This is a genomic window from Streptomyces altiplanensis (assembly GCF_053591575.1).
The window spans coordinates 29556-56430 of record NZ_JBSFUB010000044.1 but is presented as its reverse complement, the minus strand read 5'-3'; the positions used below and the strand labels follow the sequence as shown (position 1 = coordinate 56430).

The window sequence follows — 26875 nt, the reverse complement described above, 5'->3', positions numbered from 1 at the left end:
GCATCACCCCGCACACCGCCCAGGTCCGCTCCGGCGACGCCGAGCTGACCCGGATCACCGGCGCGCAGGCCCCCTCCGGCATCCCCGTCACGATCGTCGCTCCCGTGGTGGAGCGCCCGAAGCGCGGCGAGTCGTCGTCCCGGGGCCGACGTGGCCGTCCTGCCCGCCGCCCCGTCGGACCGGCCGGAGCGCCCCAGGGGCGTACCGGCGGAATGCCGCAGCGCCAGGCGCCGCTCTCCCGCGCCGCATGAGCCTCGTCCCGTCGTTCGCCCCGTCCGTGAGGACGGCCCGTCCTTCCGGCTCTTCCGAACCCTGCTGAGGCACTATGCGCTGCGTCATCGCCCGTTTCCCCTTCGACCTGTTCAAGAGCGACGTGCAGGATTCGATGAAGGGCATCAAGCCCGAACCCGTCACGGGCGAGTCCGTGATCATCGGCCGTCGTCACTACCCGGTCAAGCAGGTGGGAGAAGTGATCACCAGGCAGGACCGCCGCGACTTCAGCGCCAGTGAAGTGACCAGGGCGCTGACCCGCCTCGGTTTCACCTGCCGCGCTGTTCCCGCAGTGGTCCAGCCCCGTGTCCTCACGCCGCTCGAGACCGCGACGGCACTGCTCGGAGCGCCGGAACGCGTGTGAGGCCGGACAGCAGACCGGACAACGACGAGGGCCCCGACCGGAGAGAAACCGGTCGGGGCCCTCGCCCGTCCCGCCGGACCGCCTTGCCGTGCCGACCGCCCGGCGACGGGGTCACCGTGCCGCGTACACGATCCACGTCTGACCGGAGGCGAACGTCATCCGTTTGCCGTCCGGGGTCGTGAACGAGGTCCGGGATCCGGCGGAGTCCCGTCTCCATTCGGTGTCGTACGCCTTTCCGTCGCGCAGCACGACCGCCGAACCGGAGCCCACGGTCTCGGTGTACGGAGACGCGTTGCCCCACCGGTCCTTGAAGACCGACGGACGCACGGTCACCTGCTGCACGACGACCGTGGCCGCGGCGAGCCGCTGCCCGTCGGCCGTACGGGACGGCGCGCCGTCCATCTCCACCAGCCACTTCTGCCGGTCCGCGGACCAGGTGAAGGCGAAGCGCGCCGACGGATAACGGACCGTGTGCTCGTCGGTGGGTTTCCCGCCGGACGGCGGCGGGCCGAAGCGGAGTCCGAGGTCCTCGGCGGCGTTCGTGCCGGAGGGGGTGTGCGGTATGTTCCCGGGCCTCAGGTAGAGGTTGTGCGGCGCGGCCCGGTCGTCGCTGCGGAAGTACGCGTCCGGTGCCTCCGAGGGGGACAGCGCGTTCAGCGGCGCCGCCTCGATCAGCGGATTGAGTCTGCTCTGCGCGCCGGAGTAGGCGAGTGTCGGCCGGTCGAACTGCCGCAGCAGCTCCAGGTCCGTCTCGCGGGCGCTGCGTACCGGGCCGATGACGGGCGGCACGGTGGACGAGTAGACGGCGAGTATGCGGCTGAGGCCGGCCTCCACCTGTTCGACGTAGACGAGGTCCGCCTTGTCCAGTCCGGTCGGAGGCCGGGCCGCCACGACGTTGTCGATCTTCACGGCGAGGACGCGGGCGCCGGACGGAACCCGGCCGTCCGGCGAAGGAGAGGTGTCCGCCCCTCCGGAGCCGCCGCACGCCGCCACGACGAGCAGCGCCAGTGCCGCGAGTGACGCTGCGACTGATCTCTTCCCTCTGGCTGCCTGCATGGCTGCCGCCCTTCGGAGTCGGACCGCGGTAGGCACCCCGCCGCCCCTCGGCCACAGCGGCGGCGGCTTCCCCTCCATCATCACGCCGTAGCGGGGTTCCCGGTTCACGGCAGGCCGTACGTGTCCGGGCAGAGGATGCGGTCCCAGCCTGGGTAGAGAGACGATGGGAGATACCGGCGGCGGGCGGAAGGAGCCCCGGATGCGTGCGACCGACTCCGTCTCTGCCAGCCCTGACCAGCCGGAGGGCGCTCGGCTCGCGTCGGGAGGGCTGCTGGATCTGCTGAGCGTGGCTGCCGTCGTGCTGGACGCCGACGGACGGATCGTGCTGTGGAGCCCCCAGGCAGAGGAGCTGTTCGGTTACTCCGCGGACGAGGCCCTCGGCCGGTTCGCGGGCCGGCTGCTGGTCCAGGAGCGGCACCTGGAGCTGGTGGGCCGGCTGTTCGCCCAGGTCATGGCCGGCAAAGGAGGGTCGAGCTGGGCGGGGGTCTTCCCCATGCGCCACAGAGACGGCAGCACCCGGCTGGTCGAGTTCCGCAACATGCGGCTGGAGGACGACCGCAAGGACCTCTACGCCCTGGGCCTGGCGACCGACCAGGCGACCTTGCGAAAGGTGGAGCGGGACCTCGCGCTGTCCACCCGGCTGGTGGCCCAGTCCCCGATCGGACTGGCGGTGGTGGACACCGACCTGCGGTACGTCACCGTCAATCCGGCACTCGAACGCATCAACGGCCTGTCCGCTGCCCAGCACGTCGGCCGGAACGTGCACGAGGCACTGCCGTTCCTGGACACCGAGGCCATCGAGACCTCGATGCGCCGGGTCCTTGCCACCGGCGTCCCGATCCTCGATCAGGAGTCCGTCGGGCGTGTCCCCGCCGACCCGGACCACGAGAACACGTGGTCGGTGTCCTTCTACCGGCTGGAGGCATCCAACGGGAAGGTGCTCGGGGTGGCCGCCTCCGTCGTCGACGTCACCGAGCGGCGGCGCGCCACCATCGAGGCCGCGCAGGCCCGCCAGCGCCTCGCCGTCGTCGCCGACGCCTCCATCCGCATCGGCACCACCCTCGACCTCGACGAGACCGCCCGCGAACTCGCCGAGGTGTCGGTGCCGCAGCTGGCCGACGTGGCCGCCGTGGACGTACTCGACAGCGTCCTCAACGGTCGCTCGGCCGCGACGACGCAGACAGGGCCCGCGGTGTTCCGTGCTCTCGCCGTGGCCAGCGCGTACTCCAGCGAGGCAGTGCACGCGGCCGATCCGCCCGGCGAGGTGGCCAGGTACGAGGCCGACCGGCTGGTCACCCAGTGCGTGAACACCGGCCGCCCCGTCCGGGTGCCCCACGTGAAACGCGAGGACCTGCCGTGCATCGCCCGCAGCCCCGAAGCCGCCGAGCTCCTGGGGGCCGCGGGGCTGCACTCCTACCTGGCCGTGCCGCTCATCGCGCGCGGCAAAGTCCTCGGCGCCCTCGACCTCAAGCGCACCCGTAACCCGGAACCGTTCAGTGACGACGACGAGATCCTGGCCGGCGAACTCGCCGCACGGGCGGCCGTGTGCATCGACAACGCCCGCTGGTACCGGCAGGCACGCAGCACCGCCCTCACCCTCCAGCGCAGCCTTCTTCCCCAGCGGCCACCGGACCAGCCCGGCCTGGAGGTCGCCAGCCGCTACCAGCCGGCCCAGGCGGCCGACGAGGTGGGCGGCGACTGGTTCGACGTCATCCCTCTGACGGACGACAGGAGCGCCCTCGTCGTCGGTGACGTCATGGGCAGCGGTGTCAGCGCGGCCGCCACGATGGGCCAGCTCCGCACCGCCACCCGCACCCTGGCCGAACTCGGCCTCGACCCGGCCCAGGTGCTGCACCACCTCGACCGCATCACCGACCGCATGGGTCAGACCATCACCACGTGCACCTACGCCGTCTACGATCCCCACCGGGCCGAGTGCCGCATCTCCAACGCCGGGCACCTGCCACCCGTCCTGGTACGCCCCGGCCGGGCCGCCGAACTGCTCGACCTGCCCACCGGCGCCCCGCTCGGCGTCGGCGAAGTCACCTTTCACACCACCACACTCGCCCTGCGTCCCGGCGACCGGCTGGTCCTCTACACCGATGGCCTGGTCGAGACGCGCGACCAGGCCATCGACGAGCGGCTGGACGCTCTCCTCGCCCACCTCACCGAACCTCCGCAGTCGCTGGAAGAGACCTGCGACCTGCTCCTGCACGCGCTGCGCCACCCCGGAGACCACGACGACGTGGCGCTGCTCATCGCCCGCGCGACGGAGCTGACGTGAGGCACGCGCCCCGGGGGCTGTCATGCGCCACGGGCGCCCGGCGCCGAAACCGGGTGCCCGGGGCCGGCCTCCGGCGGGTCCCGGTTCCCCGCAGGGACCGGAACCCGCCGGCCCGGGGCCGCCGCCCCGGGCGCTGTGGCCGACCCGTCAGGGAAGGGTCCACTTCTGGTTGGGGCCGGTGTGGCAGCTCCACAGATGGACGCGGGTGCCGTCGTTCCAGGTGGCACCCTCGGCGTCGAGGCACTTGCCCGACTGCGGGTTGCGGACGGTTCCGCCCGGCTGCGGCTGCCACTGCTGCGCGCCGCTGCCGTTGCAGGTCCACAGCTGGATCTTCGTGCCGTCGGCGGTTCCTCCGCCGCTGATGTCCAGGCACTTGCCCAGCGCGCGGAAGGTGCCGTCGCCGGGCAGCGTCCACTTCTGGGGGCTGTTGCCGTTGCAGGTCCACAGCTGGACCTGGGTGCCGTCACCGGTCGCGCCGCCGGCGACGTCCAGGCACTTGCCGTTGACGCCCTTGACCTCACCCGCGAGGGGACCCGGCTGCGTGCCGCCGGATGTCTTCATCCGGACGTTGCGGAAGGACACCTGGTCGCCGTCGCCGTGGTTCTGGATCCCGATGTGCCCCTGCCGCAGGCTGCGGACGGGATCGGTGTTGGTGAAGTCGTTGATCTTGCGGCCGTTGAGGAAGACCTCCAGCCGTTCGCCGGTGACACGGAGTTCGTACGTGTTCCATTCGCCGGGCGGGTTGAGCGCGGCGTCGCGGGCGGCGATGTCGGCGGACTTGAAGCCGTACACCGCTCCCGTCGTCCGGTCGGCGCTGTCCGTGGCGTCGATCTGGATCTCGTACCCGTTGTCGACCGCCGACCACGGGTCGTCGGAGGCCGGGAACCCCAGGAGGATCCCGGAGTTGTCGTCGCCGTCCATCCGCCAGTCGAGCTTGAGGGAGTAGTCGCCGGTGTACTCCTTGGCGGAGTACCACAGCATTCCGAGCCCGCCCTGCGAGGTGAGCGTGGAGTCCGCCAGCGTGAACGAACCGGGTCCGGCCTGCTTCCAGCCGGTCGTGCCCGAACCGCTGAACAGCGGTGTGTATCCCGTCTCCGGACGGCAGTCCGCCTCCGTCATGCCCGCCGCCCAGCGGATCCCGCCGAGCAGGTGCCGGCGGAACGCCGGTTCGGTGTACGACTCGTCGGTGTGACCGCCACCGGTGTAGAAGGCGCGGCCGCCCTCATAGCCCTTGCACCAGGAGATCGGGTGGTCGCCGGACATGTTGCCGCCCGAGTAGCTGGACTCGTCGAGCGAGGCCAGCACGTGAGCGGTCGTCCGCGGGTTGGTGCGGTAGTTGTACCACTCGTCGAAGCGCTGCCAGGTGGTGCCGAGATGGGCGGTGGCGTCGTGCGCCCGGTCCTCCACCTTGACGGTCGCCGTCTGGTTGTGCGGGTGGGAGTGGAACAGGGCTCCGGCGAGACCGGCGTAGAACGGCCAGTCGTACTCCGTGTCGGCGGCCGCGTGGATGCCGGCGTAACCGCCGCCGCCCTTGATGTACTGCTCGAACGCCGTCTGCTGGGTGCCGTTGAGCACGTCACCGGTCGTGGACAGGAAGACGACGGCCTTGTACTGCGCGAGGTTGCCGGTGGTGAAGGCCTGCGCGTCCTCCGTCGCGTCCACGGTGAAGTTGTTCGCGCCGCCCAGCTCGCGCAGCGCGGCGAGACCGTCGTCGATGGACCCGTGGCGGAAGCCCGCCGTCTTGGAGAACACGAGGATCTTGTACGCCGGATCGGCCGCGCTCACGGCTGCGGTCACGTCCCGGACAGCGGAGCGGACGGGGTCGCCCGGTGCCTGGGCGCCCGCGGCCACGGCGGGCGCGGTGGCCGCGCAGAGCAGTGCTCCGGCGAGCCAGCAGCCGGCCTTGGTGAGAGTGTTGCGCATATCGGTTGTGCCTCCTCTCCTGCTACGGCAGGGTCCATTTCTGGTTGGCGCCGGTGTGGCAGGTCCACAGGTGGGTGCGGGCGCCGTCGTTCCAGGTGCCGCCTTCGGCGTCGAGGCACTTGCCGGACTGCGGGTTGCGGACGGTGGTGTCGGCCTGCGGCGCCCACTGCTGCGCGCCGCTGCCGTTGCAGGTCCACAACTGGATCTTCGTGCCGTCGGCGGTTCCTCCGCCGCTGATGTCCAGGCACTTGCCCAGCGCACGCAGCGTCCCGTCGCCGGGCAGCGTCCACCGCTGGGCGCCGCTGCCGTTGCAGGTCCACAGCTGGACCTGTGTCCCGTCGGCGGACGCCCCGTCCGCGACGTCCAGGCACTTGCCGTTCACGCCCTTCACCTCACCCGTCCGCGAGCCGCTGCCGCTGCCCGAGGTGGTGAAGTGGAAGTCGTCCACATCGAAGAGCGAGCCGCTGCCGCCCTTGAAGACGAGGTGCAGCGTGGTCGTACCGGCGGGCCGGTTCGACAGCGTGGTGCTGACCTCCTGGTAGGTCTCCCAGCCACCCGTCACGGGAACCGCCGCCGTGCCCAGGAGAGTCCCGGCGGGAGAGCCGGCCCGTACCTCGATCGTGCCGCCGACACCTCCGGAGGCGACCCGGGCGGTGAACCGGGTGGCGTCGTCGAGGGCGTACGGCCTGAAGGAGATCCAGTCGCCGTTGTCGATGTGGCCGACCGCCTTGCCGCCGTGGGCCGGCGTGTGGCTGACGACCTCGACGCCCGACGAACCGCCGTAGTGCTCGCCCTGCCGATGGCTGGGCTGGCTGATGTGCTGGGTGTGGGTGGTCAGGGCGGGCTGGCCGTTCGCTCCCTTGTCGGTGTACTCCGCGTCCCAGACGCCGAAGATGTTCGCGTTCGGGTCGTGCTCGCCGTCCGCGATGGTCTGCACCGTGCCGGAGCAGCCGGTCGCGGAGGTCTGCGGGTGGCCGTGGCTGTCGTGCCCGATGATGAAGGTGATCTTCACCTTGGAGCAGTCGACGGTGCCGTCCTCGGGGTCGGTCACCGTCACCTTGTACGGCACGGCCGCACCCGGGTCGATGATCCGGCCCTCGGCCGGCAGTTCCAGCCTCACGGTCGGCGCGGTGTTGCCGACGGTCACCTGCACCGAGGCGGTGGCGCTCTTGCCGGTGGTGTCGGTGACGGTGAGGGTGGCGGTGTACTGGCCGTTGGCCGTGTACGTGTGGGACGGGTTCGCGGCGGTCGACGTTCCCCCGTCGCCGAACTTCCACGCGTAACTCAGCGCGTCCCCGTCCGGGTCGGAGGTGCCGGCCGAGGAGAACGCGACGGCGAGCGGCGCCTTCCCGGAGGTGCGGTCGGCCTTGGCCTGGGCGAGGGGGGAGCGGCCGTCGGTGAGGTGCTCGATGCGGTACAGCGCGGAGTTCGCGTCCCCGCTGAAGTAACCGGTGCCGTAGTCCAGGACGTACAGCGCGCCGTCGGGGCCGAAGGCCATGTCCATCACCTGGGTGCCGCTCCAGGGGAAGGCGTTGACGGACTGGACGGTACCGTCGGTGCCCTGCGCGATCCGCTTGATCCACTTGCGGCCGAACTCCCCGGCGAAGAAGTTCCCGTCGTAACTCTGCGGGAACTTCACGGCCGACGTGGAGGAGGCGTCGTAGCGGTAGACCGGTCCGCCCATGGGGGACTCGGAGCCGCTGCCGAACTCGGGTACCGAGCCGCCGTCGTACGGGATCCAGGCGGGCTGGGCCGGGGGCAGGTCGGTGAGTCCGGTGTTGCGGGGGGAGTTGTTCTTCGGTGCGGCGCAGTCGAACTTCGCGCCGGAGGCGGCGGTGGCGAAGTTGTAGTCGGTGTACGCGTCGTTCTTGCCGGTGCAGTACGGCCAGCCGAAGTTTCCGGCCTTGGTGATGCGGTTGAACTCGACCTGGCCGGCGGGGCCGCGGGCGGCGTTCGCCGTTCCCGCGTCGGGCCCGTAGTCACCGAGGTAGACGGTTCCGGTGGCCTTGTCGACGCTCATCCGGAACGGGTTGCGAAAGCCCATGGCGTAGATCTCGGGGCGGGTCTTCGCCGTGCCGGGCGCGAAGAGGTTGCCCGGGGGAGTGGAGTACGAGCCGTCCGCGTTCACCTTGATGCGCAGCACCTTGCCGCGCAGGTCGTTGGTGTTGCCCGAGGAGCGCTGGGCGTCGTACGCCGGGTTGCGGGACGCGCGTTCGTCGATCGGCGTGTACCCGTCGGACGCGAAGGGGTTCGAGTCGTCTCCGGTGGTGAGGTACAGGTTGCCCTGCGCGTCGAAGTCGATGTCACCGCCCACGTGGCAGCAGATTCCGCGCGAGGCCGGTACGTCGAGGATCTTCTTCTCGCTGGCGAGGTCCAGGGTCCCGTCGGCGGCGAGGGAGAAGCGGGAGAGCCGGTTCACGCCGTCGAAGGGAGCGAAGTCGGCGGCCGTGCCGTCACCCGGGGCGTCGCCGCCCGGAGTGCTGAGCTTCGGGGCGTAGTACAGGTAGACGAGGCGGTTGGAGGCGAATCCGGGGTCCACGCCGACGCCCTGGAGCCCTTCCTCGTCGTGGCTGTAGACGTCGAGCTTTCCCGCGACCTTCGTCGTGCCCGCGGCGTCCGTGAGCCGTAGCGTGCCGTCGCGTGAGGTGTGCAGTACCGAGCGGTTGGGGAGGACCGCCATGGTCATCGGCTCGCCGGTCTCCGCGACGCCCTTGGCGAGAGTGACCTGCTGGAACTCCTCGGCTGCGGCAGGGGCCGCGGCTGCCGAGGTCTCCCGGTCCGCGTCACGGGGAGCGGCCGCGGCGGCCGCGGCGGACCCGGCGGGTGCCAGGAAGCCCGCGGTGAGCAACGCGGTGAGCAGTAACGCGGGGATCTGACGGGGTCTGAACGGTTTTTTGCGCACAGAAGTCTCCCAACGGGGTGGGGGTGTCCGGCGGGCCGGGAAGTAAGTCCCGCCGGGGGAGCCAGGCGCGCGCCGTCGCGCCGGAAGGTCACCGGCCATGCGTGCATGTCCGGTTCATTTCAAGGAAGTTAGCGGGCCTGGTCTCACCGCGTAACCCCTTTCGCATCCGCTTTCGCAACTTCTTCCGCGGTCAGGACAAAGCGGGGGAGGGGCCGCCTCTCTCTGGTGGAAACTGTGGCCGCGGGCCTGTTGTGGTGCGCTTGGGGCTGTGGCTGAATGTTCGACTGCGTGCCGCACCTCATGGGTGCGAAGCGCTTTCGGTCCTTCGGTGAGGACGGCGGCTCGAACCTCCTCACTCGAACCGCGCGAGGTGCAGACCCTCTTCGGGGTCATCGCGAGCCTGCGCGGCCAGGGCATCGCCGTCCTCTGCGTCAGCCACCGGATGGACGAGCTCTACCGGATCCGCGACCGCGTCACCGTGCTCCGCGACGGCCGCCACCTCCACACCGGCGACCTCGCCGGCCTCGACCGGATGCGGCTCGTGTCGATGATGCTCGGCCGCGACCCGGCCGAGGCCGGACGCACCGGCCTGACCAGCTTCGCCGCCGAGGGGCACAACGCGTCCCGCGTCCCCGTGCTCACCGCCACCGGTCTCTCCAGCCGCCACCAACTCCACGACGTGTCGCTGTCGTTGTACGGCGGTGAGGTGCTCGGCCTCGGCGGCCTCCTCGGCTCCGGCCGCAGCGGGACGGCGAAGGCGCTGGCCGGAGCACTGCGCCTGGACTCGGGAGAGATCACCGTCGGCGGCCGCACGCTGCGCCGCCTCACCTCGGCGGGCGCCGTCCGCGCGGGCATCAGCCTGCTGCCCGAGGACCGCAAGGCCGAAAGAATCGTCCCCGGTCTGTCCGTGCGCGAGAACATCGTGCTGGCCGCCATGCCCCGCCTCTCCCGTGCCGGCGTGGTCTCCCGTGCCAAGCAGGACCGCATCGTCGACCTCTTCATGAAGCGACTGCGGATCAAGGCGTCGAGCCCCGAACGGAAGGTCGGCGAACTCTCCGGCGGCAACCAGCAGAAAGTCCCGCTGGCCCGCCGGCTCTGCCTGGAACCCGAGGTCCTCCTGCTGGACGAGCCGACCCGCGGCATCGACGGCGGCGCCGTCGCGGGCGAACCGGCGGGAGACGACGTCGGAGAGAGCCGGCTCACCGACGCCCGGAGAGAAGGCCGCCCCGGCCCCGGCCCAGGACCAGACTCCGGCCCCGGCCCCGGCCGCTCAGGAGGACCCGCGATGACCGCCCAGGCCACCCTCCCGCCCGCACGCCCCCTGGCGCGGCTGCGTGATCCCGCCTGGTACCAGGGATACGGCGTGTACGTGGCCGTAGCCGTACTGCTCCTTTTTTAATGCGCTGTTCACCGAGCACTTCATGACCGCCGACAACCTGCGCACCCAGCTCGTCCAGGTCGCCCCCCCGTCGTCATCGTGGCGCTGGGCATGGCCCTGGTCATCGGCACCGAGGGCATCGACCTGTCGGTCGGCTCGACCATGGCACTCGCCGCCGCGTTCCTGCCGCTCTGCCTCGGGTACGGGCTCGTCCCGGCGCTCGTCGTGTCCCTCCTCGCCGGCGCGGTCGTCGGAGCCGTCAACGGTTCCCTGGTGTCGCTGGTCGGGCTGCAACCCATCGTCGCCACCCTCGCGCTGTTCGTCGGCGGCCGGAGGCTCGCCCTGGTGATGGCCGACGGACAGCTCAAGCAGATCGTCAACCCCGACCTGCTCGCCCTGGGAACGGGCTCCTTCCTCGGCGTCCCCCTGGTCGTCCTCGTCGCCGGGGTGCTCGCCGCCGCCGTCGCCTTCCTGGTCCGGCGCACCACCTTCGGACGCCAGGTCGTCGCCATCGGAGGCAACCGCTCCGCCGTCGCGCTCGCCGGACTGCCCGTCAAGCACGACCTGCCCGGCTCCACCGCACAGATCGCCCAGGCGGCCATCATCATCGCCGCCGTCTACGTCGCCCGGGAGCGTCGGTCCCGATGAACGAAACCACCCCGCACCCGGCTCTCCGGTGCGCACACCGGTGAAGACGCCCGCCCCGGCCGGCGGCAGCGCCCCGGGCCCGGCGCGCGCCGCCGAACCGGCCGTCAAGCGGCGCGTCGCGGAACTCCTGCGGCGCCAGGGCGTTCTCGCGGTGCTGCTGGCCGTCGTGCTCATCGCCTCGCTGCCTCGTTCGTCTACCCGACGTTCGCCACCCTGGACAACGCCCGCGGTGTGACCGTGCAGGCGTCCTTCCCCGCCGTGGTCGCCCTCGGCATGACCCTGGTCGTCATCACGGGCGGCATCGACCTGTCGGTCGGCTCCGTGTTCGCGCTCGGCGGCGTCCTCGCCGCCTGGGCGTCGCCGTGGGGGTTCTTCCCCGCGCTGCTGGTGCCTCTGGTGGTGGGCGGCGCGTTCGGCCTGCTCAACGGGTTGCTCATCGCCCACGCCGGGATGGCGCCCTTCATCGTCCAGAACCTGATCAACGAGATCGGCTCGCTGAACTCCTCGTACCAGTCGGTGGCCAGCGGAGGCTTCCTTATCGTTGTCGTCGTGGCACAGCGCTACCTGGCACGCAGCCGCAGAACCACCTGAACCATCCGAACCACCTGGAGCGCCGGATCCGGTACATCCGGCCGGGCCGAGTCAAGGAGAGCCGTGGGCGTCAGCCTCAAGGACGTTGCGCAACGGGCGGGCGTGTCCATCAAGACCGTGTCGAACGTGGTCAACAACTACCAGCATGTCACCCCCACCATGCGGGCCAAAGTGCAGCAGGCCATCGACGAACTCGGCTACCGTCCCAACCTCACCGCACGCCACCTGCGCAAGGGCCGTACCGGCATCATCGCCCTCGCCGTGCCCGAGTTCGGCAACCCGTACTTCGCGGAACTGGCCGGCGCGGTCGTCGACGCGGCCGCCCGGCACGACTACACCGTCCTCGTCGACCACACCGCCGGACTGCGGGAGAAGGAACTCCTGGTCAGTCAGGGTTTCCGGTCCCATGTGATCGACGGCCTGATCCTCAGCCCCATCCACCTGGAGACCGAGGACCTGATGGCGCGTGAGGAGACCGCGCCGCTGGTCCTGCTGGGCGAGCGCGAGTACGAAGCCCCGTACGACCACATCGCGATCGACAACGTGGCGGCGGCCAGGACCGCCGTACGGCACCTCGTCGACCGGGGGCACCGCCGCATCGCCTTCCTCGGCTCGCGCACGGGCCGCGAACGCCAGCCGGCCCACCTGCGGCTGCGCGGCTGGCGCGAGGAGCTCGCCGCCGCGGGCATCACGCCCGACGAGGCACTCGTGGTGGTCACCGACGGGTACGGCCGCGAGGACGGGGCCGCGGCCATGGCGTCCCTCCTCGACCGCGGGGAACGCCCCGACGCGGTCTTCGCGTACAACGACCTGATCGCCGTCGGGGCGATGCGCACGCTCACCGAGCGCGGGCTGAGCATCCCGGCCGACGTCGCCGTCGTCGGCTTCGACGACATCGAGGAGGGCCGGTACGGAACCACCACGCTCACCACGATCTCGCCGGACAAGGAGGCCATCGCCCGGCTCGCCGTCGACAGCCTCGTGGAACGGCTCTCGGGAAGCCCGGTGCCCGAACCCCGGCGGGCCCGCCCCGGCTACCGCCTCGTCGTCCGCGAATCGACCACGCCCCGGCGGGCCGGAACGTGAGGGACGGCCGATGAGCCCGTCCCGGCCGTCCACCCGCTCGCTCGTCACGAGGATCCCCGGCGCCCCGCCCCACCGTGCACCGCGAGCCGTCCGGCACTGTTCCCGGGGACCGGCCCCCGGAACCCGCCTCGCCACGGCCCTGGCTTTGAGGGGCGCCGGGTGACGTGACACCAAGGCGCCTCTGCTCGTACGACGGCCCCGTGACGACGGCGGTGGCGGCGCCCCGTAGCACCCGTCCATGACGAGCGTGGTGCTGACTCCGTGGTGGCGACACCGGCGACCCGCCGCGCCCCGGGCCGACGGGAACCGGGGCTCCACCGCGCCGACCGCGGTCCTCGACTGGCGTCATGCGCGGGTCCGGCGACTGCTCGCGGACGCCCGGTCCGCCGCCGGTGAGAGCGGGGACCGTCCGCGACACGGTCCTCCTGGCCTGGCCGGAGTTCCGGCTCGGGCGGGAATGGGCGGGCGTGTCCGAGCTGTACGCGCCCCTCGGCGCGCTCGGCGCGGCCAACCCGGCGGGCTTCACCAACACGGGACCACAGACCCTCTTCGATGCCCTGGCCTCCACCGCCGTGGACTGGGACGGCTGGACCTGCGGCGCGGACGGCTGCTCCTCGTTCGGCCTGTCCGCTCTGGTGCGGCAGGACCTCGGGCGCTTCTCCTCGCGGGACGCCCTCTTCGCCGCCCGCGGCCAGACCCTGTGCCCGCCCGCCCGGATCGTCGCGGGCGCGTTGCTCGGCCGCCGCTCCGCCGCCTGACAGGACCGGAGCCGGGTCGCGCCGGCCAGTGGCGCACATCACGCCGGAACCCGGGAGGGAGCGGAACATCCGCAGGTGGTTGGCCGTTCAATCATGTGTGGGTACGGAGGGGACAGTGTCCCCGGGCCTCACCTCAGGCCCATGGGGAAGATCGTTCGGCTGAAGCCCCATGGAGTCACTCGCCGAGAGGCGACCGCCCTCCGCTCCCGCACCCTTGCCGCCCCGGCTGGTTTCCCCCGACCAGCCGGGGCTTTCCCGTGCGCGGGGCCGGTCAGAAGGAGAACAGCGCGCTCTCCGTCAGGCCTCCCTCCATCTCGCATACGTTGCCGAAGGTGGTCGACCAGGAGACCGGCTTGCCCTGCCACACGCCCTGGGCGGTGATGACGACCGGGTCCCACTCGCGCGTGCAGCTCCGCTGCGGCGACGTGTCGACCAGCCCGGAGAACTCGCCGTGCGCGGCGCGCAGCTCCTCGCAGGCGGCCCCGGGGGACGGGTGGGTGCCGCCGGGCAGGGGGGCGCAGCTCAGCGTCACGGCCCGTCCGACGGTCGCCGTGGCGGCTTCCTCGCCCGTGCCCATGGTGAGTACCAGGGCGGACGGTGCGTAGAGGCCGGTCGCCCCGGCGGCCGGCTGCGCGTGCGCGGTGCCCGTGGTGACGGCGCCCGTGAGCGTCAGGGCGGCCGCCGCGCCGACGGCGCCGAACGTGTTCCGGATGTGACGCATGGATGGTTCTCCTCTGGTTTCAGGCCGGTTACGGGGTTGTTGCGCTGTGGAGTGTTGCTGATGCGGACGGTGAACGCACACCGATCGCCCCATTCCGGCCGCGGGCGGCCGGGCGGCGGTGACCGAATGGTCGTTCGGGCAGCTCGGGGACGGTGCGCATGCCGTACGGCGGGGTGTCCATCATGTGGACAAGCGTCGGTGGTACAACGCAAAACGACCGTCTGACCTGGTCTTATGCTCAGGTGGTTCATTCTTCGGTCATGCCGCTTCGACTGAAAAACATCGCTGTGCGGGCCGCTTCGCGCGGGACGGCAACGTGCCCGGACCACATCGCGCGTGCCGGGTGAAGGTGGCGTCGCCCCCTCCTGCGCGGCGTACGGCCGGCCCTACAGTCCCTCTCCGGACGGGGGCCCTTGTGAAGGAGCGAGCCGCCATGGATCCACACCCACCTCGTACGCAGAAGAGACTCCCCGCCGTCGCGGTCCTGCTGGCACTGCTGGCCGCACTGCTCGGCACCGGCTGGACGGCTTTCGCGCCCACCGCCCGGGCCGCGTCGCTCACCGAGGTCACCGGCTTCGGAACGAACCCCGGCAACCTGCGCATGTTCCGGTACGTTCCGGACGGCCTGCCGGCCGGCCGCCCCCTCGTCGTGGCACTGCACGGCTGCACGCAGTCGGCCGCCGCGTTCGACACGGAGACCGGCTGGACGACCTGGGCCGACCGCTGGGGCTTCGCGCTCCTGCTGCCGCAGCAGCAGTCCGGCAACAACCTCAACTCCTGCTTCAACTGGTTCGAGTCCGCGGACATCAGACGCGGCTCGGGCGAGGCGCTGTCGGTCAAGCAGATGACCGACCGGATGAAGACGGACCTGGGCAGCGACCCCTCCCGCGTCTACGCCACCGGACTGTCCGCGGGCGCGGCCATGACCAACGTCATGCTGGCCGCGTACCCCGACGTCTTCGCCTCCGGCGCCCCCGTGGCCGGCCTGCCGTACGCCTGCGCGACCTCCGTCGCGGCCGCCTACGGCTGCATGAGTCCCGGAACCGATCTCTCGCCCGCCGCCTGGGGCGACAAGGTCCGTGCCGCGTACCCCGGTTACACGGGCCCCTGGCCGACCGTCTCCGTCTGGCAGGGGACGCGCGACACGACGGTCGTGCCCGCCAACATGACGGAGACCGTCGAGCAGTGGACCCATGTCCACGGCGCGGACACGGCGCCCGACACCACGGACACCGTGGCCGGCTACCCGCACGCCGTGTACCGCGACAGTGCGGGACGGCCGGTGGTGGAGACCCACTCGATCACCGGCATGGGCCACGGCCAGCCCGTCGACCCCGGGACCGGCGCGGAGCAGTGCGGCGTCGCGGGTGCCTACGTACTCGACGTCAATCTGTGCGCCGCGTACCGCATCGGACAGTTCTGGGGCCTCGGTGGCGGCGGAACACCGCCGCTTCCCGGAGACGGCACGAAAACGGTGGTGCTGCCGAGCCGGGCGGCGGACGACGGATACGTGAAGGCGTCGGCCACCGGCGGCGCACCGGCAGCCGGCACCCTGGAGGGCACCTACGGCGTGGCCGTGGGCCGGGGCGCGGACGGGCTGCACAACCGCGCGCTGTTCTCGTTCGACACCTCGTCCGTCCCGGACGGGGCGACCGTGAAGCGGGCCTTTCTGACCGTGACGTACGGCAGCGGCAGCGGTGACCCCTGGGCGTCCGGAAACCGTATGCTCCTGGACGTCAGGTCCGGCTGCTTCGGCGCGGGCTGCGCGACGGCCGCCGACGACTGGAGCGCCGCCGCGTCGGCGTCCGGGGTGGCGGAGATCGGCCGGTTCGCCTCCGGCACGCAGACGTCGGCCGGCTTCACGGCAGTCGACGTCACGGGGACGACCCAGGTGCGCCTGCGCCTGGCATCCGCGCCCGCCACCACGGCGTACGTCTTCCTGAAATCCGGGACCTCCGCCACGCTGACGGTGGAATGGGAGTGACCGGGACCGCAAGGGCCGCGAGGGTCAGGTGAGCAGACGCAGCAGCTGCGCGCAGGCCTCGGCCTCGCTCGCGTGCCGGCTGACGGGCTCGTAGACACCACGCTCGTACGCACCGGTCTCCCACGCCCCGCCGCCGTCCTGGCTCTTCCTCAGGTACAGGAAGTCGGGGGGCGTGGGGACCGGCTCATGGACGCCCTCGATGCGGAAGCAGTCGTCGGGCACTCCCGCCGCGCTCAGCGCGGCCCGCAGTTCGTGGCGATCCATGGGGACGAGGCTACGCGCCGGCCGGTTCGAGGTAGCCGTGCTCCAGCAGCCACTTCACATTCAGCCGCTGCCCCTCACCCGGGTTCAGGAACACCGGGTCGAGCTTGATCTGCTGCCCGCCGCCCGGCTGCTCGAACCAGGGCGCGATGCTGCCCTGCCACACCCAGAACGGCTTGGTGACTTCGTAGACGCGGTAGTCGCACGGCGCCGACGGTTCACGGGTGTTCAGGTTCTGCGGGGGCAGCGCGCGCTTGGCGTACGGGTCACCGGCAGGCGCCAGGTAGGAGCCGTACTCCGAACCGAAACGGTCCAGGCGCTGGCCGTCGCGGAGCTTCGTGGGCTCCTTGTCCACCTCGCCGTTGACCTCCCCGAACCCGTCGTTGGGCGGGTACTTCCAGCCGCCCGAGTCGGCGGGACCCTGCCAGTACTCCTTCAGGAAGTCCTCCGACGACAGCTTCCCGGTCCGCTGGTAGCCCTTCAGCAGCGGGCCCACCGGCTTCTCGTGCTTGCGCGGAAGCCACTCGGGCCCGAGCCGTGCGTCGTCCCGGAACGAGCCGGTGCACGGCTCGGGCCGGAACGCGCCGGCGGCCGGCCGTTCCTCGTGCTGCTGCGGGACGGCGCTCGCGGCGGGTGCGAGCGCCGTCGCGGCGGTGATGCCGAGCGCGGCGAGTACGGTACGGATGCGGTTCACTCAGGGTCCCCTCGGGTGTGCGGTCCACCATGCGACGCGGCGCAGCGTAGTTGATTGGCCACTCTCCGCGTTGCATGTTGGCGCAGATCACCCCGAAGGGGGACTGTTTACAGCCCGTCCCGTGGCAGTGTCTCGTTCCAGGTGCGGGAGAAGACCCGCCGTTCCCCCTCGTAGCCGTCGAGGGTCGCGTCGACGAAGAACTCCGTCTCGCTGCACCGCAGTTCGGTGCGGGTCTCCACGCGTACGTCCCAGTCGTCCCGCCGGAACCGCATCGTCCAGGCCGATTCCCCGCCGACGGAGGTGAAGTCGTCGGCCGTGGCGGTGTAGCGCTCGTACGCGCGGCAGCCGACGTCGAGACCGATCCCGTCGATGCGCACGGTGCCCCGGTCCTTCACGATCTCCAGGGCGGAGTCGTACCCGATCAGGTCGCGCTTGACCTCCCAGCGCTGCTCGGGAGGCGACAGCCGGGTGGTGGTGAGGGGCGGGGCGCCCTCGGGCTCGCCGAAGGGGCGCTGCGGCAGTTCGTCCGGCTCGTCCACCGGGCGCACCGGCAGCGTCAGGGTGCTGGACCCCTCGTGGACGCTCAGCAGGGCGGGCCTGGGCGGTGGCCAGGCCAGCGGCCAGTACGACGTGGACAGGGAGAGCCGGATGCGGTGGCCGGGCGGGAAGACCTGGGCCACGCCGTTGAGCTGGACGGTGGCACGGTAGCGCCGGCCGGGCTCCAGCGGTTCGGGCTCGCCCGTGCCGTCGCGGTGCGTCAGGTTGAGCACGCCGTAGGTGACGCGTGTGGCACGCCCGTCGGGTGCGACGTCGGAGAGGCGGGCGGCGACGGTGGCCACCGGTTCGCTGACGGACAGGTCGAGCTCGACGGTGGGGGAGCCGAGGATCTCGACCGGCTCGTCCAGCGGTCCGGTGTCGAAGACCAGTGAACCGCCGTCCTCCTCGCGCTGGTCGTACGGCAGGTCCGGCGGGGCGTTGTACGAAGCCCACTTGCCCGCGAACTGGCCGACGGACAGCGGTGACTGCACGGTCATCGCGTCCTCGCTGCCACTTGCCGGAGGCGTCGCTTCCCCCGGCATGACGATGCGGTGGCGCAGCAGCGGATGCGCGACGGGCCGGATGTGCGGCGAGGGCCAGTCCGGTTCACCGACCCACCGGCCGGGCCGCTCCTCGTACGACGTCGAGGGCGGCACACTGTCCTGCATCCACGCCTGGAGCATGGGGCCGTCCATGACGCCGTTGTCGACACCCTTGAGCCAGTGGTCCCACCAGCGCACGACCTCCTGGAGGTAGCCGATGGCCGGGCCGGGCTCGCCCAGGTGCGGGAACTTGTGGGACCAGGGCCCGATCAGGCCCTTGCGCGGTACGTCCAGATTCCCCAGCAGCCGTGTCACCGCGTTGGAGTAGCCGTCGGCCCAGCCGCTGGACGCGAGGACGGGGCAGCGCACGGCCGCGTAGTCCTCGCAGACCGAGGCGTGCCGCCAGTAGTCGTCGCGTCGCTGGTGGCGCAGCCACTCCAGGACCCACGGGCGGGTGTGCTCCATGCGTTCGTGCCACATGTCGCGCCAGCGGTCGCCGACCACCGCGGGGTCCGGCGGGCAGGTCGCGTACGCGAACATCGTCCCCGCCTCGGCGAGGTTGTCCGACAGCATCGCGCCGCCCATGTAGTGCATGTCGTCGGCGTACCGGTCGTCCGTGAAGGACGCGATGACGACGGCGCGCAGGCTCGGGGGCTGCCGGGCCGCGGTCTGGAGGGCGGCGAACGCACCCCACGAGATGCCCATCATGCCGGTGGCGCCGTCGCACCAGGGCTGTTCGGCCAGCCAGGCGAGGACCTCCTCGGCGTCGGCCTGTTCCTGCTCCAGGTACTCGTCGGCCAGCACTCCCTCGGAGTCGCCGGTGCCCCGCAGGTCCACGCGTACGCAGGCGTAGCCGTGGCCCGCGATGTAGGGATGGTTGACCGAGTCGCGGACCGCGGTCAGGTCGCGTTTGCGGTAGGGAATGTACTCCAGTACCGCAGGCACCGGCTCCCCGTCCGAGGAGACCGGACGCCAGACGTGCGCCGACAGGCGGGTGCCGTCGGACAGGGGAATGACGACGTGCTCCTCTTCCTTCGTCTCGTACGGCAGGTTGCTCACGAAACGCATACGGCGGGACGCTCCTTTCCCTCGGGTCCCCGGGTCCTCAGACGTTCTTCTGGTCGCGGCCGCCCGGCGTGGTCTCGTCGAAGGCGAGGCCCAGAGCCGCCACGCAGCGGTCGTACTTCTCCCGCAGCTCCTCTTCGCTGTTCCCACCGGTGAAGATGTGGGCCAGTTCGTAGCTGTAGCTGTCCTGGTGCGGGGTCTCCGACAGGCGCTGCCCCTCCTCGGGCACCACGTCGACCCGCACGCCCGGGATCTCGCGCTCGATCCGTTCGATGTCCTCGGGCGTGGGCACCCGGCGGGCCGCGCCGTCGGCGAACCACCGGTAGTACCACTTGGCGGCCACCTTGTACGGGCCGGCCCGGTGCGGAAGGGACGGGTCCTTGCCCAGGGCGAGGCTGAGCATGCAGTGGTGGTTCGGGACGCCGTCGACGTACTTGAACAGCTCCGCGTGCGACTGGGAGTGCCGCGGGTTGATCTCCAGCAGATTGATCCCGTCGGTCCGCGGGTCGTAGAAGAACTCGATGCTGAAGGTCGCCGAGTCCATGCCGATCTGCCGCATCACCCGCTCGGACACGTCGTGCAGCCGGCGTACCACCGGCTCGGGCAGGGTCGAGGGGTACTGGTGACGCAGGAAGCTGGAGGAATCCGGGTAGTTGATGGAGTCGAGGACGCCGTAGACGGTGACCTCACCGTTGTGGACGTACCCCTCCACCGCCACCTGGATTCCGGAGAGGGCCTCCTCGGCCAGGCAGACCTGACCGCCGACACCGGCCATCTCCTCGGGCAGGTCGAGCCGGTCGAGGATGTACTCGAAGGGCCGGCCCACCCGGGCGACGCCCTTGCGGATCTCGGCGACCGCTTCGAGGAACTCCTCCTGGTCCTTGACGCCGAAGGCGAGTTCCGACGAGTACGACAGGGCGGGCTTGAGCCACATGGGGAAGCCCACGCCCTCGGGCGGGCGCGGATCGTCCGCCTCCAGGTCGACCCGGCCGAAACGCGGATGCTCGTCGACGACCTTCTGCTGTTCCAGCCGGCTCCAGTACTTGTGCTCGCACTTGACGACGGACTCCAGGCTGGTGCTGCGCGTGCCGTAGCGCTTGCTGAGCATCGGTACGAGCGTGCTCACGGGGAAGTCCCAGTAGCCGACGATCGCGTCGATGCTGCCGTCGAAGGCGTCGAGCACCTTCTGTGCCTTCTCGAACAGCTCCGCCACCGACACCTCGCCGTGCTGGAGTTCCTCGATGGTGAGCAGAGGGTGGAACTCGTACTGCTGTGCGTCGGGCACGGCCCGCAGAGTCGGCAGATTGGCCTCGTCCAGGCCGATCACGAATATGTTCTTGCGTGCGCTCACTTGCTCTCCTTGGCCGGCTCGTTCCGCTTCGTCGCCTGGTGTGCAGCGTTCCCTCACGGGGCGCTGACGGCGCGAGCGTCCTGATCGCCTTCCTCCTCAGACCCGTCTCACACATCTGATCAACGGGTATGCCTGAGGGTGGGGAGGTGAGTGCACGGGGTTACGGTCTCCGGCGCCCGCTGCTCCGGGGGACGGAGCCGTCACCGGCCGGCCTTCTCACGAGGAGTCGCGGACGACGAGGTCCGTGGGGAGCAGGATGTGCTGCCGGGGCGCTTCGGGGTCGGCGATCTCCTCGAGCAGGATACGGGCGATCATCGTGCCGATCTGCTCTATGGGCTGGCGCACACTCGTCAGCGGAGGGTCGGTGTGGCGGGCGAAGAACGAGTCGTCGAAGCCGACCACGGCCACGTCGTGCGGAACACGCCGCCCCTGCCTGCGCAGTTCCATCATCGCGCCCGCGGCCATGACGTCGGACGCCACGAAGACGGCATCCAGGTCAGGCGCAGCTTCAAGAAGTGAACGCATCGCCTGTTCGCCTCCGGCCTCGGTGAAGTCGGCCGAGGCGACCAGTCGTTGGCCGGTGTCACAGCCTGCTTCCTCCTGCGCGTCCCGCCACCCCTGCAGCCGGGTACGGCCCACGTCCATGTCCAGCGGGCCGGCGATCGTGGCGATCGTCGTCCGGCCGCGCTCCAGCAGATGCCGGACCGCGGCCGTCGCACCGCCGAGGTTGTCGCAGTGGACATGGCTGAGGGACTCGGTGGGGGAGCGCCGGCCGGCGAGCACGGTGGGCAGGCCCATGTCCTCCAGCAGGCCGGGCAGCGGATCCTGTTCGTGCACCGATACCAGCAGCACACCGTCCACGCGCCGTTCGGCGACCGAGTCGGTCAGCCGGTCCCGCTCGCCCTTGTCCCGTACGAGCATGAGCTGCAGCTGGGTCCTGGTGTCGGCCAGGCCGGTACTGACTCCGCGGATGACGGCCGAGAAGTAGGGCTCCGAACCCAGGCGGCTCTCGGACTCGGGGATCACGAGCGCGATGGAGTTGGTCCTGCTGGTGACGAGGCCGCGGGCAACGGAGTTCGGTACGTAGTTGAGTTCGTTGATCGCGGCCAGGACCGCGGCCCGCGCCTCTTCGCTGACGAGCGTCGAACCGTTGATGACACGTGAGACGGTCGTACGCCCCACACCGGCTTTCGCGGCCACGGTTTTGATGGTCGGGCGTCGCCTTCCCTCCATGGCTTCCTCCTCGTAGAGCGGCGTCCGGGCGCCGTTCACCAGCGCATTGTGCCAGACAGTAACCGAGCTTCGCGGTTCCGAGCAGATTGTCGACGACATCTGTCTGCAACGAAGTGGATTCAAGTTCTTGACAGACCCAACGCCCGCCGGTCAGTCTTCGTGAACCGTGGTGGGCACGTTCCCACCACCAAGTGGGAACGTACCCACTCCATCATCGAAGCCGCAGAGCGGACCGGCCGGGGGGCTTGCACTCCGGTGCGTCGGCGCCGCCACTGGGAGGGCTAAATGAGCAGGGCTCACAAGCTGTTGCGTACGAAGGTCGTGTCGGCCGTTTCGACCGTGGCCGCACTCGGCCTGGTCGTCGGATGCAGCGGCAGTGACAGCGGCGGCACCGGCGGCGGTGTCAAGGACGGCAAGGTCACCATCACGATGGGGCTGTTCGGCGTCATGGGCATCAAGGAGACCGGTCTCCTCGACCGTTACATGAAGGAGAACCCGAACGTCGTCGTCAAGGCCGAGGTCGCGGGTGACGAGCAGACGTACTACACCGCGCTGCAGACCCGCCTCGCCGCCGGCAGCGGCCTGAAGGACATCCAGGGCATAGAGATCGGCCGCGCCAAGGAACTCGTCGACACCCGGGCCGACAAGTTCGCCGACATGTCCAAGGTCGAGGGCGTGGACCACTTCCTGCCGTGGAAGCTCAGCCAGGTCACCACCCCGGACAAGAAGGTCATCGGTCTGGGTACGGACATCGGCCCGATGGCGGTCTGCTACCGCAAGGACCTGTTCGAACAGGCCGGTCTGCCGACCGACCGCGAGGAGGTCGCCAAACTGTGGGAAGGCGACTGGGCCAAGTACGTCGAGGCCGGCAAGCGGTTCAAGGCGGGCAACAAGAACAAGAAGGTCTCCTTCATGGACGCCTCCTCCGGCCTGTTCAACGCCAGCATCTACGGCAACAGTGAGCAGTTCTACAACAAGGACGGCGAGCTGATCTACCAGGACAGCCCCGTCATCAAGGAAGCCTGGGACCTGGCCGTCGAGGCCGGGCAGGCGGGCCTGAGCGCCAAGCTGCCGCAGTTCCAGAAGGGCTGGGACCCCGGTCTGGCCAACAGCACCTTCGCCTCCACCGTGTGCCCGGCATGGATGCTCGCCCACATCAGCGAGAAGGCCGGCCCCGCGAACAAGGGCAAGTGGGACGTCGCCAAGGCTCCGAAGGGCGCCAACTGGGGCGGCACCTTCCTCGGCGTCCTGGAGAGCAGCCCGGTGAAGGAGGAGGCCAAGAAGCTGGTCGCCTGGCTCACCGCGCCCGAGCAGCAGGCGTACATCTTCAGCAAGCTCGGCAACATGCCCTCCTCCAAGGAGGCGCTGGGCAAGCCCGAAGTCACCAGTGTCAAGCACGAGTACTTCAGTGACGCGCCCACCGGCCAGATCTTCGGCGCCGCCGCGCAGGAGATCCCCGACGAGCAGGTCCTCGGCCGCAAGGACGGCGCGATCAAGGACATCTTCTCGCAGGGCCTCCAGCTCGTCGACAAGGGCACCGAGCCCGGCAAGGCGTGGGACACCACCGACGAGCGCATCAAGAAGGCCGTCGGCTGACCTCCTGTCCTGATGTCCCCGGCGACCGCGGATGTGCCGCACCGGCCGTCCCGGCCGCCGGGGACCGCTTCTGCCCACTCTCAAGGAAGGAGGCCTCCGGTGGCCACCCCCACCTCTGCCCCCCACACCGAAGGAGCCCGGCCGGCTCCGGCCGGTGGTACGAAGAAGAACAAGGCCAGTGGTGAAGGGGGCCGTCCTCAGCAGGGCCGGCGCAACCTCCTGCACCGTCTGGATCTGAAGGGCGCCCCGTACAGCTTCGTGGCGCCGTTCTTCCTCATCTTCGCGGCGTTCAGCCTTTACCCCCTGCTCTACACGTTCTGGATCTCGCTCCACAAGGTGGAGCTCGCCACTCTGGACATCATGGAGTGGAAGGGGTTCGGCAACTACACCGAACTGATCCAGGACGACCAGTTCTGGAACGCCTTCGCCAACACCTTCACCATCGGTGTCATCTCCACGGTGCCGCAGCTCATGCTGGCGCTGGGCCTGGCGCACCTGCTCAACTACAAGCTGCGCGGCTCGACCTTCTTCCGGGTCGCCGCGCTCGCGCCGTACGCCACCTCGGTGGGCGCGGCGGCACTCGTGTTCACCATGCTGTTCGAGCGTGACTTCGGCATGATCAACTGGTTCATCGAGCTGTTCGGCGTCGACGGCGTCGACTGGGAAGACTCCAAGTGGCCCGCTCAGTTCGCCATTTCGACGATCGTCATCTGGCGCTGGACCGGCTACAACGCGCTGCTGTACCTGGCCGCCATGCAGGCCATCCCGCGCGACCGCTACGAGGCCGCGGCGATCGACGGCGCCTCGCGCTGGCAGCAGTTCCGCCAGGTCACCGTCCCCGGCATCCGCTCCACCATCGTCTTCACGATCGTGCTGTCGACCATCGGGGCGACCCAGATCTTCGGTGAGCCGCTGATCTTCGGCCAGGGACCCAACGGCATCAGCGGCGGCGCCGACAACCAGTACCAGACGCTGGGTCTGCTGCTGTACGAGGCGGGCTGGAAGAACTACCAGATGGGACGGGCCGCCACCGTCGCGTGGGCGATGTTCCTCATCGTCATCCTCGTCTTCCTGCTGCAGCGTCTCCTCCAGCGCCTCACGTCGTCCCGCTCATCCTGACCAGGAGCCAGCCCATGACCACCGACAGCCTCCAGGCCCGGCCGGACGAGCTCGCCCCGCGTACGACCACCACGGCATCCGGCGGCCGCAGCCGCCGCCGGCTGCTGCGCACCGGAGCCGGGCGCCAGCACCACGCGGGCCCCCTCGCGTACATCCTGCTCGGGATCGCCGCGCTCACCTCGCTGTTCCCGCTGTACTTCACGATGGTGGCGGCCTCGACGGACAACACCCGTGTCACACAGACCCCGCCGCCGTTCCTCCCCGGCCCGAACCTCTTCTCCAACCTGGCCAAGGCGTGGGAAGACGCCGCGATGGGCAAGGCGCTGCTCAACAGCCTGATCGTCGCCGGCTCCATCGCGACCGCCACGGTGCTGTTCGCCACCCTGGCCGGGTTCGCCTTCGCCAAACTGCGCTTCAAGGGCCGCAACCTCCTGCTGATGCTCGTCATCGGCACGATGATGGTCCCGCCGCAGCTCAGCGTCGTGCCGCTGTTCATGATGATGAGTGACCTGGGCTGGGGCCAGAAGCTGCCCTCCGTCATCTTCCCCACCCTGGTCAGCGCGGTCGGCGTGTTCTTCATGAGGCAGTACCTCAGTGAGGCACTGCCCGACGAGCTCGTCGAGGCCGGCCGGGTGGACGGCGCCCACTCGCTGCGCATCTTCTGGAGCATCGTGCTGCCGGTCGCCCGCCCGGCGATGTCCGTCCTCTTCATGATCACGTTCGTGCACGCGTGGAACGACTTCTTCTGGCCGTTCGTCGCGCTCAACATGGAGAACCCGACGGTGCCCGTCGCGCTGACCCAGCTCAGCGCCGGATACGTCAAGGACCAGTCGGTCATCATGGCGGGCGCGCTCCTCGGCACACTGCCGCTGCTGGCGATGTTCATCGTCTTCGGCCGCCAGATCGTCGGCGGCATCATGCAGGGAGCGGTCAAGGGCTGAGCGCGCGGCGCCCCTTCACCTCCTCCTCTCTCCTTTCTCCCAGCACGACCTCTCACGCATCTGACATCCCCTTCCGGAAGGACTTACGTACGTGGTCACCGCAGTCCGACGCAGCGAGCCCGCTCCGCAGACCCCCGACACCCGCACCTTCCCCCCGGGATTCCTCTGGGGCACGGCGACCGCCGCGTACCAGATCGAAGGAGCGGCGACGGAGGACGGGCGCACCCCGTCCATCTGGGACACCTACTCCCGCACCCCGGGCAAGGTCCGCAACGGCGACACCGGGGACATCGCCACCGACCACTACCACCGGTGGCAGGAGGACGTCGCCATCATGGCCGACCTCGGTGTGGGTGCCTACCGCTTCTCCCTGGCCTGGCCCCGCATCCAGCCCACCGGCCGCGGCCCCGCGGTGCAGAAGGGGCTGGACTTCTACCGCAGGCTGACCGACGAGCTGCTGGAGAAGGGCATCAAGCCCGTCGCCACGCTCTACCACTGGGACCTGCCGCAGGAACTGGAGAACATGGGCGGCTGGCCGGAACGCGCCACCGCCGAACGCTTCGCCGAGTACGCCGCCCTGGCCGCCGACGCCCTGGGAGACCGGGTACGGACCTGGACGACCCTCAACGAGCCCTGGTGCAGTGCCTTCCTCGGCTACGCCTCCGGCGTCCACGCACCGGGCCGCACCGAACCCGTCGCCGCCCTGCGCGCCGCCCACCACCTCAACCTGGCCCACGGCAAGGCCGTGCAGGCACTGCGCGCCGCCCTGCCCGGCGACGCGCAGATCTCCACCACCCTCAACGTCCACCACGTGCGGCCGCTCACCGAGAGCGCCGAGGACGTGGACGCGGCCCGCCGTATCGACGCGCTGGCCAACCGCATCTTCACCGGCCCCGTGCTCGGCGGCGCGTACCCGGCCGACCTGCTGAGCGACACGGCCCACCTCACCGACTGGTCCTTCGTGCAGGACGGCGACACGGCCGACATCCGCCAGCCGCTCGACTTCCTGGGCGTCAACTACTACACGCCGACCCTGGTCTCCGCCGCCGACGGCGAGGCCGCCCACGGCTCCGACGGCCACGGCAACAGCGCGCACAGCCCGTGGCCGGGCGCCGACAACGTGAACTTCCACCTGCCTCCGGGCTCCACCACGGCGATGGGCTGGGCCGTGGACCCCAGTGGCATGTACGACCTGCTGCTCCGCCTCAAGAAGGACTTCCCGGGCCTGCCCCTCATGATCACGGAGAACGGCGCGGCGTTCGACGACTACGTCAACCCGCAGGGCGAGGTGATCGACCCCGACCGGGTCGCCTACCTGCACGGCCACCTCACCGCGGTCCACCGGGCGATCCAGGCGGGCGTGGACGTCCGCGGCTACTTCCTGTGGTCCCTGCTCGACAACTTCGAGTGGGGCTACGGATACAGCAAGCGCTTCGGCGCCGTCTACGTCGACTACCCGACGGGCCGGCGCACCCCGAAGGCGAGTGCCCGCTGGTACGCCGGTGTGGCGCGCACCGGCACGCTGCCGGCGACGGACGCGCTGCCGGTGACGCAGGAACCGGCCAAGTAGC

At 70.5% G+C, this 26875-nt stretch carries 18 protein-coding genes and 4 pseudogenes; 13 read left to right on the top strand and 9 right to left on the bottom strand.

Annotation, left to right across the window (positions count from 1 at the left end):
• A pseudogene (locus tag ACWD0Y_RS20185) lies at nt 1-251 on the top strand (DEAD/DEAH box helicase); the annotation flags it as partial.
• 74 nt (nt 252-325) lie between these two features.
• Nucleotides 326-634 (top strand): SCO5918 family protein, encoded by a 309-nt coding sequence (locus tag ACWD0Y_RS20180; RefSeq protein ID WP_450261692.1) that lies wholly within the window; start codon nt 326-328, stop codon nt 632-634.
• A 111-nt stretch (nt 635-745) separates the two neighbouring features.
• On the opposite strand, the gene ACWD0Y_RS20175 is transcribed toward ACWD0Y_RS20180, so the two are convergent.
• Nucleotides 746-1690, bottom strand: coding sequence for a DUF3048 domain-containing protein (locus ACWD0Y_RS20175; RefSeq protein WP_450261691.1), 945 nt, complete (start codon nt 1688-1690; stop codon nt 746-748).
• Between the two features lie 199 nt (nt 1691-1889).
• Between ACWD0Y_RS20175 and ACWD0Y_RS20170 the strand changes: the two genes are divergently transcribed.
• Nucleotides 1890-3974, top strand: a complete 2085-nt coding sequence (locus tag ACWD0Y_RS20170) for a SpoIIE family protein phosphatase (protein ID WP_450261690.1) — start codon at nt 1890-1892, stop codon at nt 3972-3974.
• 147 nt (nt 3975-4121) lie between these two features.
• Here the strand turns inward: ACWD0Y_RS20170 and ACWD0Y_RS20165 are convergent, their stop codons facing one another.
• Entirely contained in the window at nt 4122-5897 is a 1776-nt protein-coding gene (locus tag ACWD0Y_RS20165; RefSeq protein WP_450261689.1) for a ThuA domain-containing protein, read from the bottom strand.
• A gap of 22 nt (nt 5898-5919) precedes the next feature.
• The gene (locus ACWD0Y_RS20160) at nt 5920-8799 is read right to left on the bottom strand and encodes a PQQ-dependent sugar dehydrogenase (protein ID WP_450261688.1); all 2880 of its coding nucleotides are present in this window, start codon (nt 8797-8799) and stop codon (nt 5920-5922) included.
• 442 nt (nt 8800-9241) lie between these two features.
• On the opposite strand from ACWD0Y_RS20160, the pseudogene ACWD0Y_RS20155 reads away from it, so the two are divergent.
• The 5 genes and pseudogenes from ACWD0Y_RS20155 to ACWD0Y_RS20135 all read left to right on the top strand — a co-directional run.
• Nucleotides 9242-9874 (top strand): annotated as a pseudogene (locus ACWD0Y_RS20155) (ATP-binding cassette domain-containing protein); the annotation flags it as partial.
• A gap of 210 nt (nt 9875-10084) precedes the next feature.
• Nucleotides 10085-10825: pseudogene (locus ACWD0Y_RS20150) on the top strand (ABC transporter permease).
• A 28-nt stretch (nt 10826-10853) separates the two neighbouring features.
• Nucleotides 10854-11416: pseudogene (locus ACWD0Y_RS20145) on the top strand (ABC transporter permease).
• A gap of 63 nt (nt 11417-11479) precedes the next feature.
• A complete protein-coding gene (locus ACWD0Y_RS20140) occupies nt 11480-12502 on the top strand; it encodes a LacI family DNA-binding transcriptional regulator (RefSeq protein WP_450261687.1) in 1023 nt (340 codons plus the stop codon).
• Between the two features lie 347 nt (nt 12503-12849).
• Nucleotides 12850-13260, top strand: a complete 411-nt coding sequence (locus ACWD0Y_RS20135) for a hypothetical protein (protein WP_450261686.1) — start codon at nt 12850-12852, stop codon at nt 13258-13260.
• Nucleotides 13261-13531: 271 nt separating this feature from the next.
• Here the strand turns inward: ACWD0Y_RS20135 and ACWD0Y_RS20130 are convergent, their stop codons facing one another.
• Nucleotides 13532-13981 (bottom strand): subtilase-type protease inhibitor, encoded by a 450-nt coding sequence (locus ACWD0Y_RS20130; RefSeq protein ID WP_450261685.1) that lies wholly within the window; start codon nt 13979-13981, stop codon nt 13532-13534.
• Between the two features lie 433 nt (nt 13982-14414).
• Between ACWD0Y_RS20130 and ACWD0Y_RS20125 the strand changes: the two genes are divergently transcribed.
• Nucleotides 14415-15965, top strand: a complete 1551-nt coding sequence (locus ACWD0Y_RS20125) for an extracellular catalytic domain type 1 short-chain-length polyhydroxyalkanoate depolymerase (protein WP_450261684.1) — start codon at nt 14415-14417, stop codon at nt 15963-15965.
• Nucleotides 15966-15989: 24 nt separating this feature from the next.
• Here the strand turns inward: ACWD0Y_RS20125 and ACWD0Y_RS20120 are convergent, their stop codons facing one another.
• From ACWD0Y_RS20120 to ACWD0Y_RS20100, 5 genes are all read right to left on the bottom strand, one after another.
• Nucleotides 15990-16229: a hypothetical protein gene (locus ACWD0Y_RS20120; RefSeq protein ID WP_450261683.1), complete on the bottom strand. Its 240-nt coding sequence runs from the start codon at nt 16227-16229 to the stop codon at nt 15990-15992.
• Between the two features lie 10 nt (nt 16230-16239).
• Nucleotides 16240-16920: a TNT domain-containing protein gene (locus tag ACWD0Y_RS20115; RefSeq protein ID WP_450261682.1), complete on the bottom strand. Its 681-nt coding sequence runs from the start codon at nt 16918-16920 to the stop codon at nt 16240-16242.
• Between the two features lie 107 nt (nt 16921-17027).
• Nucleotides 17028-19067, bottom strand: a complete 2040-nt coding sequence (locus tag ACWD0Y_RS20110; protein ID WP_450261681.1) for a CocE/NonD family hydrolase — start codon at nt 19065-19067, stop codon at nt 17028-17030.
• 37 nt (nt 19068-19104) lie between these two features.
• The gene (locus ACWD0Y_RS20105; protein WP_450261680.1) at nt 19105-20415 is read right to left on the bottom strand and encodes an ATP-grasp domain-containing protein; all 1311 of its coding nucleotides are present in this window, start codon (nt 20413-20415) and stop codon (nt 19105-19107) included.
• A gap of 216 nt (nt 20416-20631) precedes the next feature.
• Nucleotides 20632-21648 (bottom strand): LacI family DNA-binding transcriptional regulator, encoded by a 1017-nt coding sequence (locus tag ACWD0Y_RS20100; RefSeq protein WP_450261694.1) that lies wholly within the window; start codon nt 21646-21648, stop codon nt 20632-20634.
• A 285-nt stretch (nt 21649-21933) separates the two neighbouring features.
• Here ACWD0Y_RS20100 and ACWD0Y_RS20095 point away from each other — a divergent pair, with 285 nt between their 5' ends.
• The 4 genes from ACWD0Y_RS20095 to ACWD0Y_RS20080 all read left to right on the top strand — a co-directional run bounded on the left by ACWD0Y_RS20095 (nt 21934) and on the right by ACWD0Y_RS20080 (nt 26874).
• Entirely contained in the window at nt 21934-23244 is a 1311-nt protein-coding gene (locus ACWD0Y_RS20095; RefSeq protein ID WP_450261679.1) for an ABC transporter substrate-binding protein, read from the top strand.
• 99 nt (nt 23245-23343) lie between these two features.
• Complete coding sequence (locus ACWD0Y_RS20090) at nt 23344-24363, top strand: carbohydrate ABC transporter permease (protein WP_450261678.1); 1020 nt, start codon at nt 23344-23346, stop codon at nt 24361-24363.
• Between the two features lie 14 nt (nt 24364-24377).
• The gene (locus ACWD0Y_RS20085) at nt 24378-25304 is read left to right on the top strand and encodes a carbohydrate ABC transporter permease (RefSeq protein WP_450261677.1); all 927 of its coding nucleotides are present in this window, start codon (nt 24378-24380) and stop codon (nt 25302-25304) included.
• 91 nt (nt 25305-25395) lie between these two features.
• A complete protein-coding gene (locus tag ACWD0Y_RS20080; protein WP_450261676.1) occupies nt 25396-26874 on the top strand; it encodes a GH1 family beta-glucosidase in 1479 nt (492 codons plus the stop codon).
• The last annotated feature ends 1 nt before the right edge of the window (nt 26875 follow it).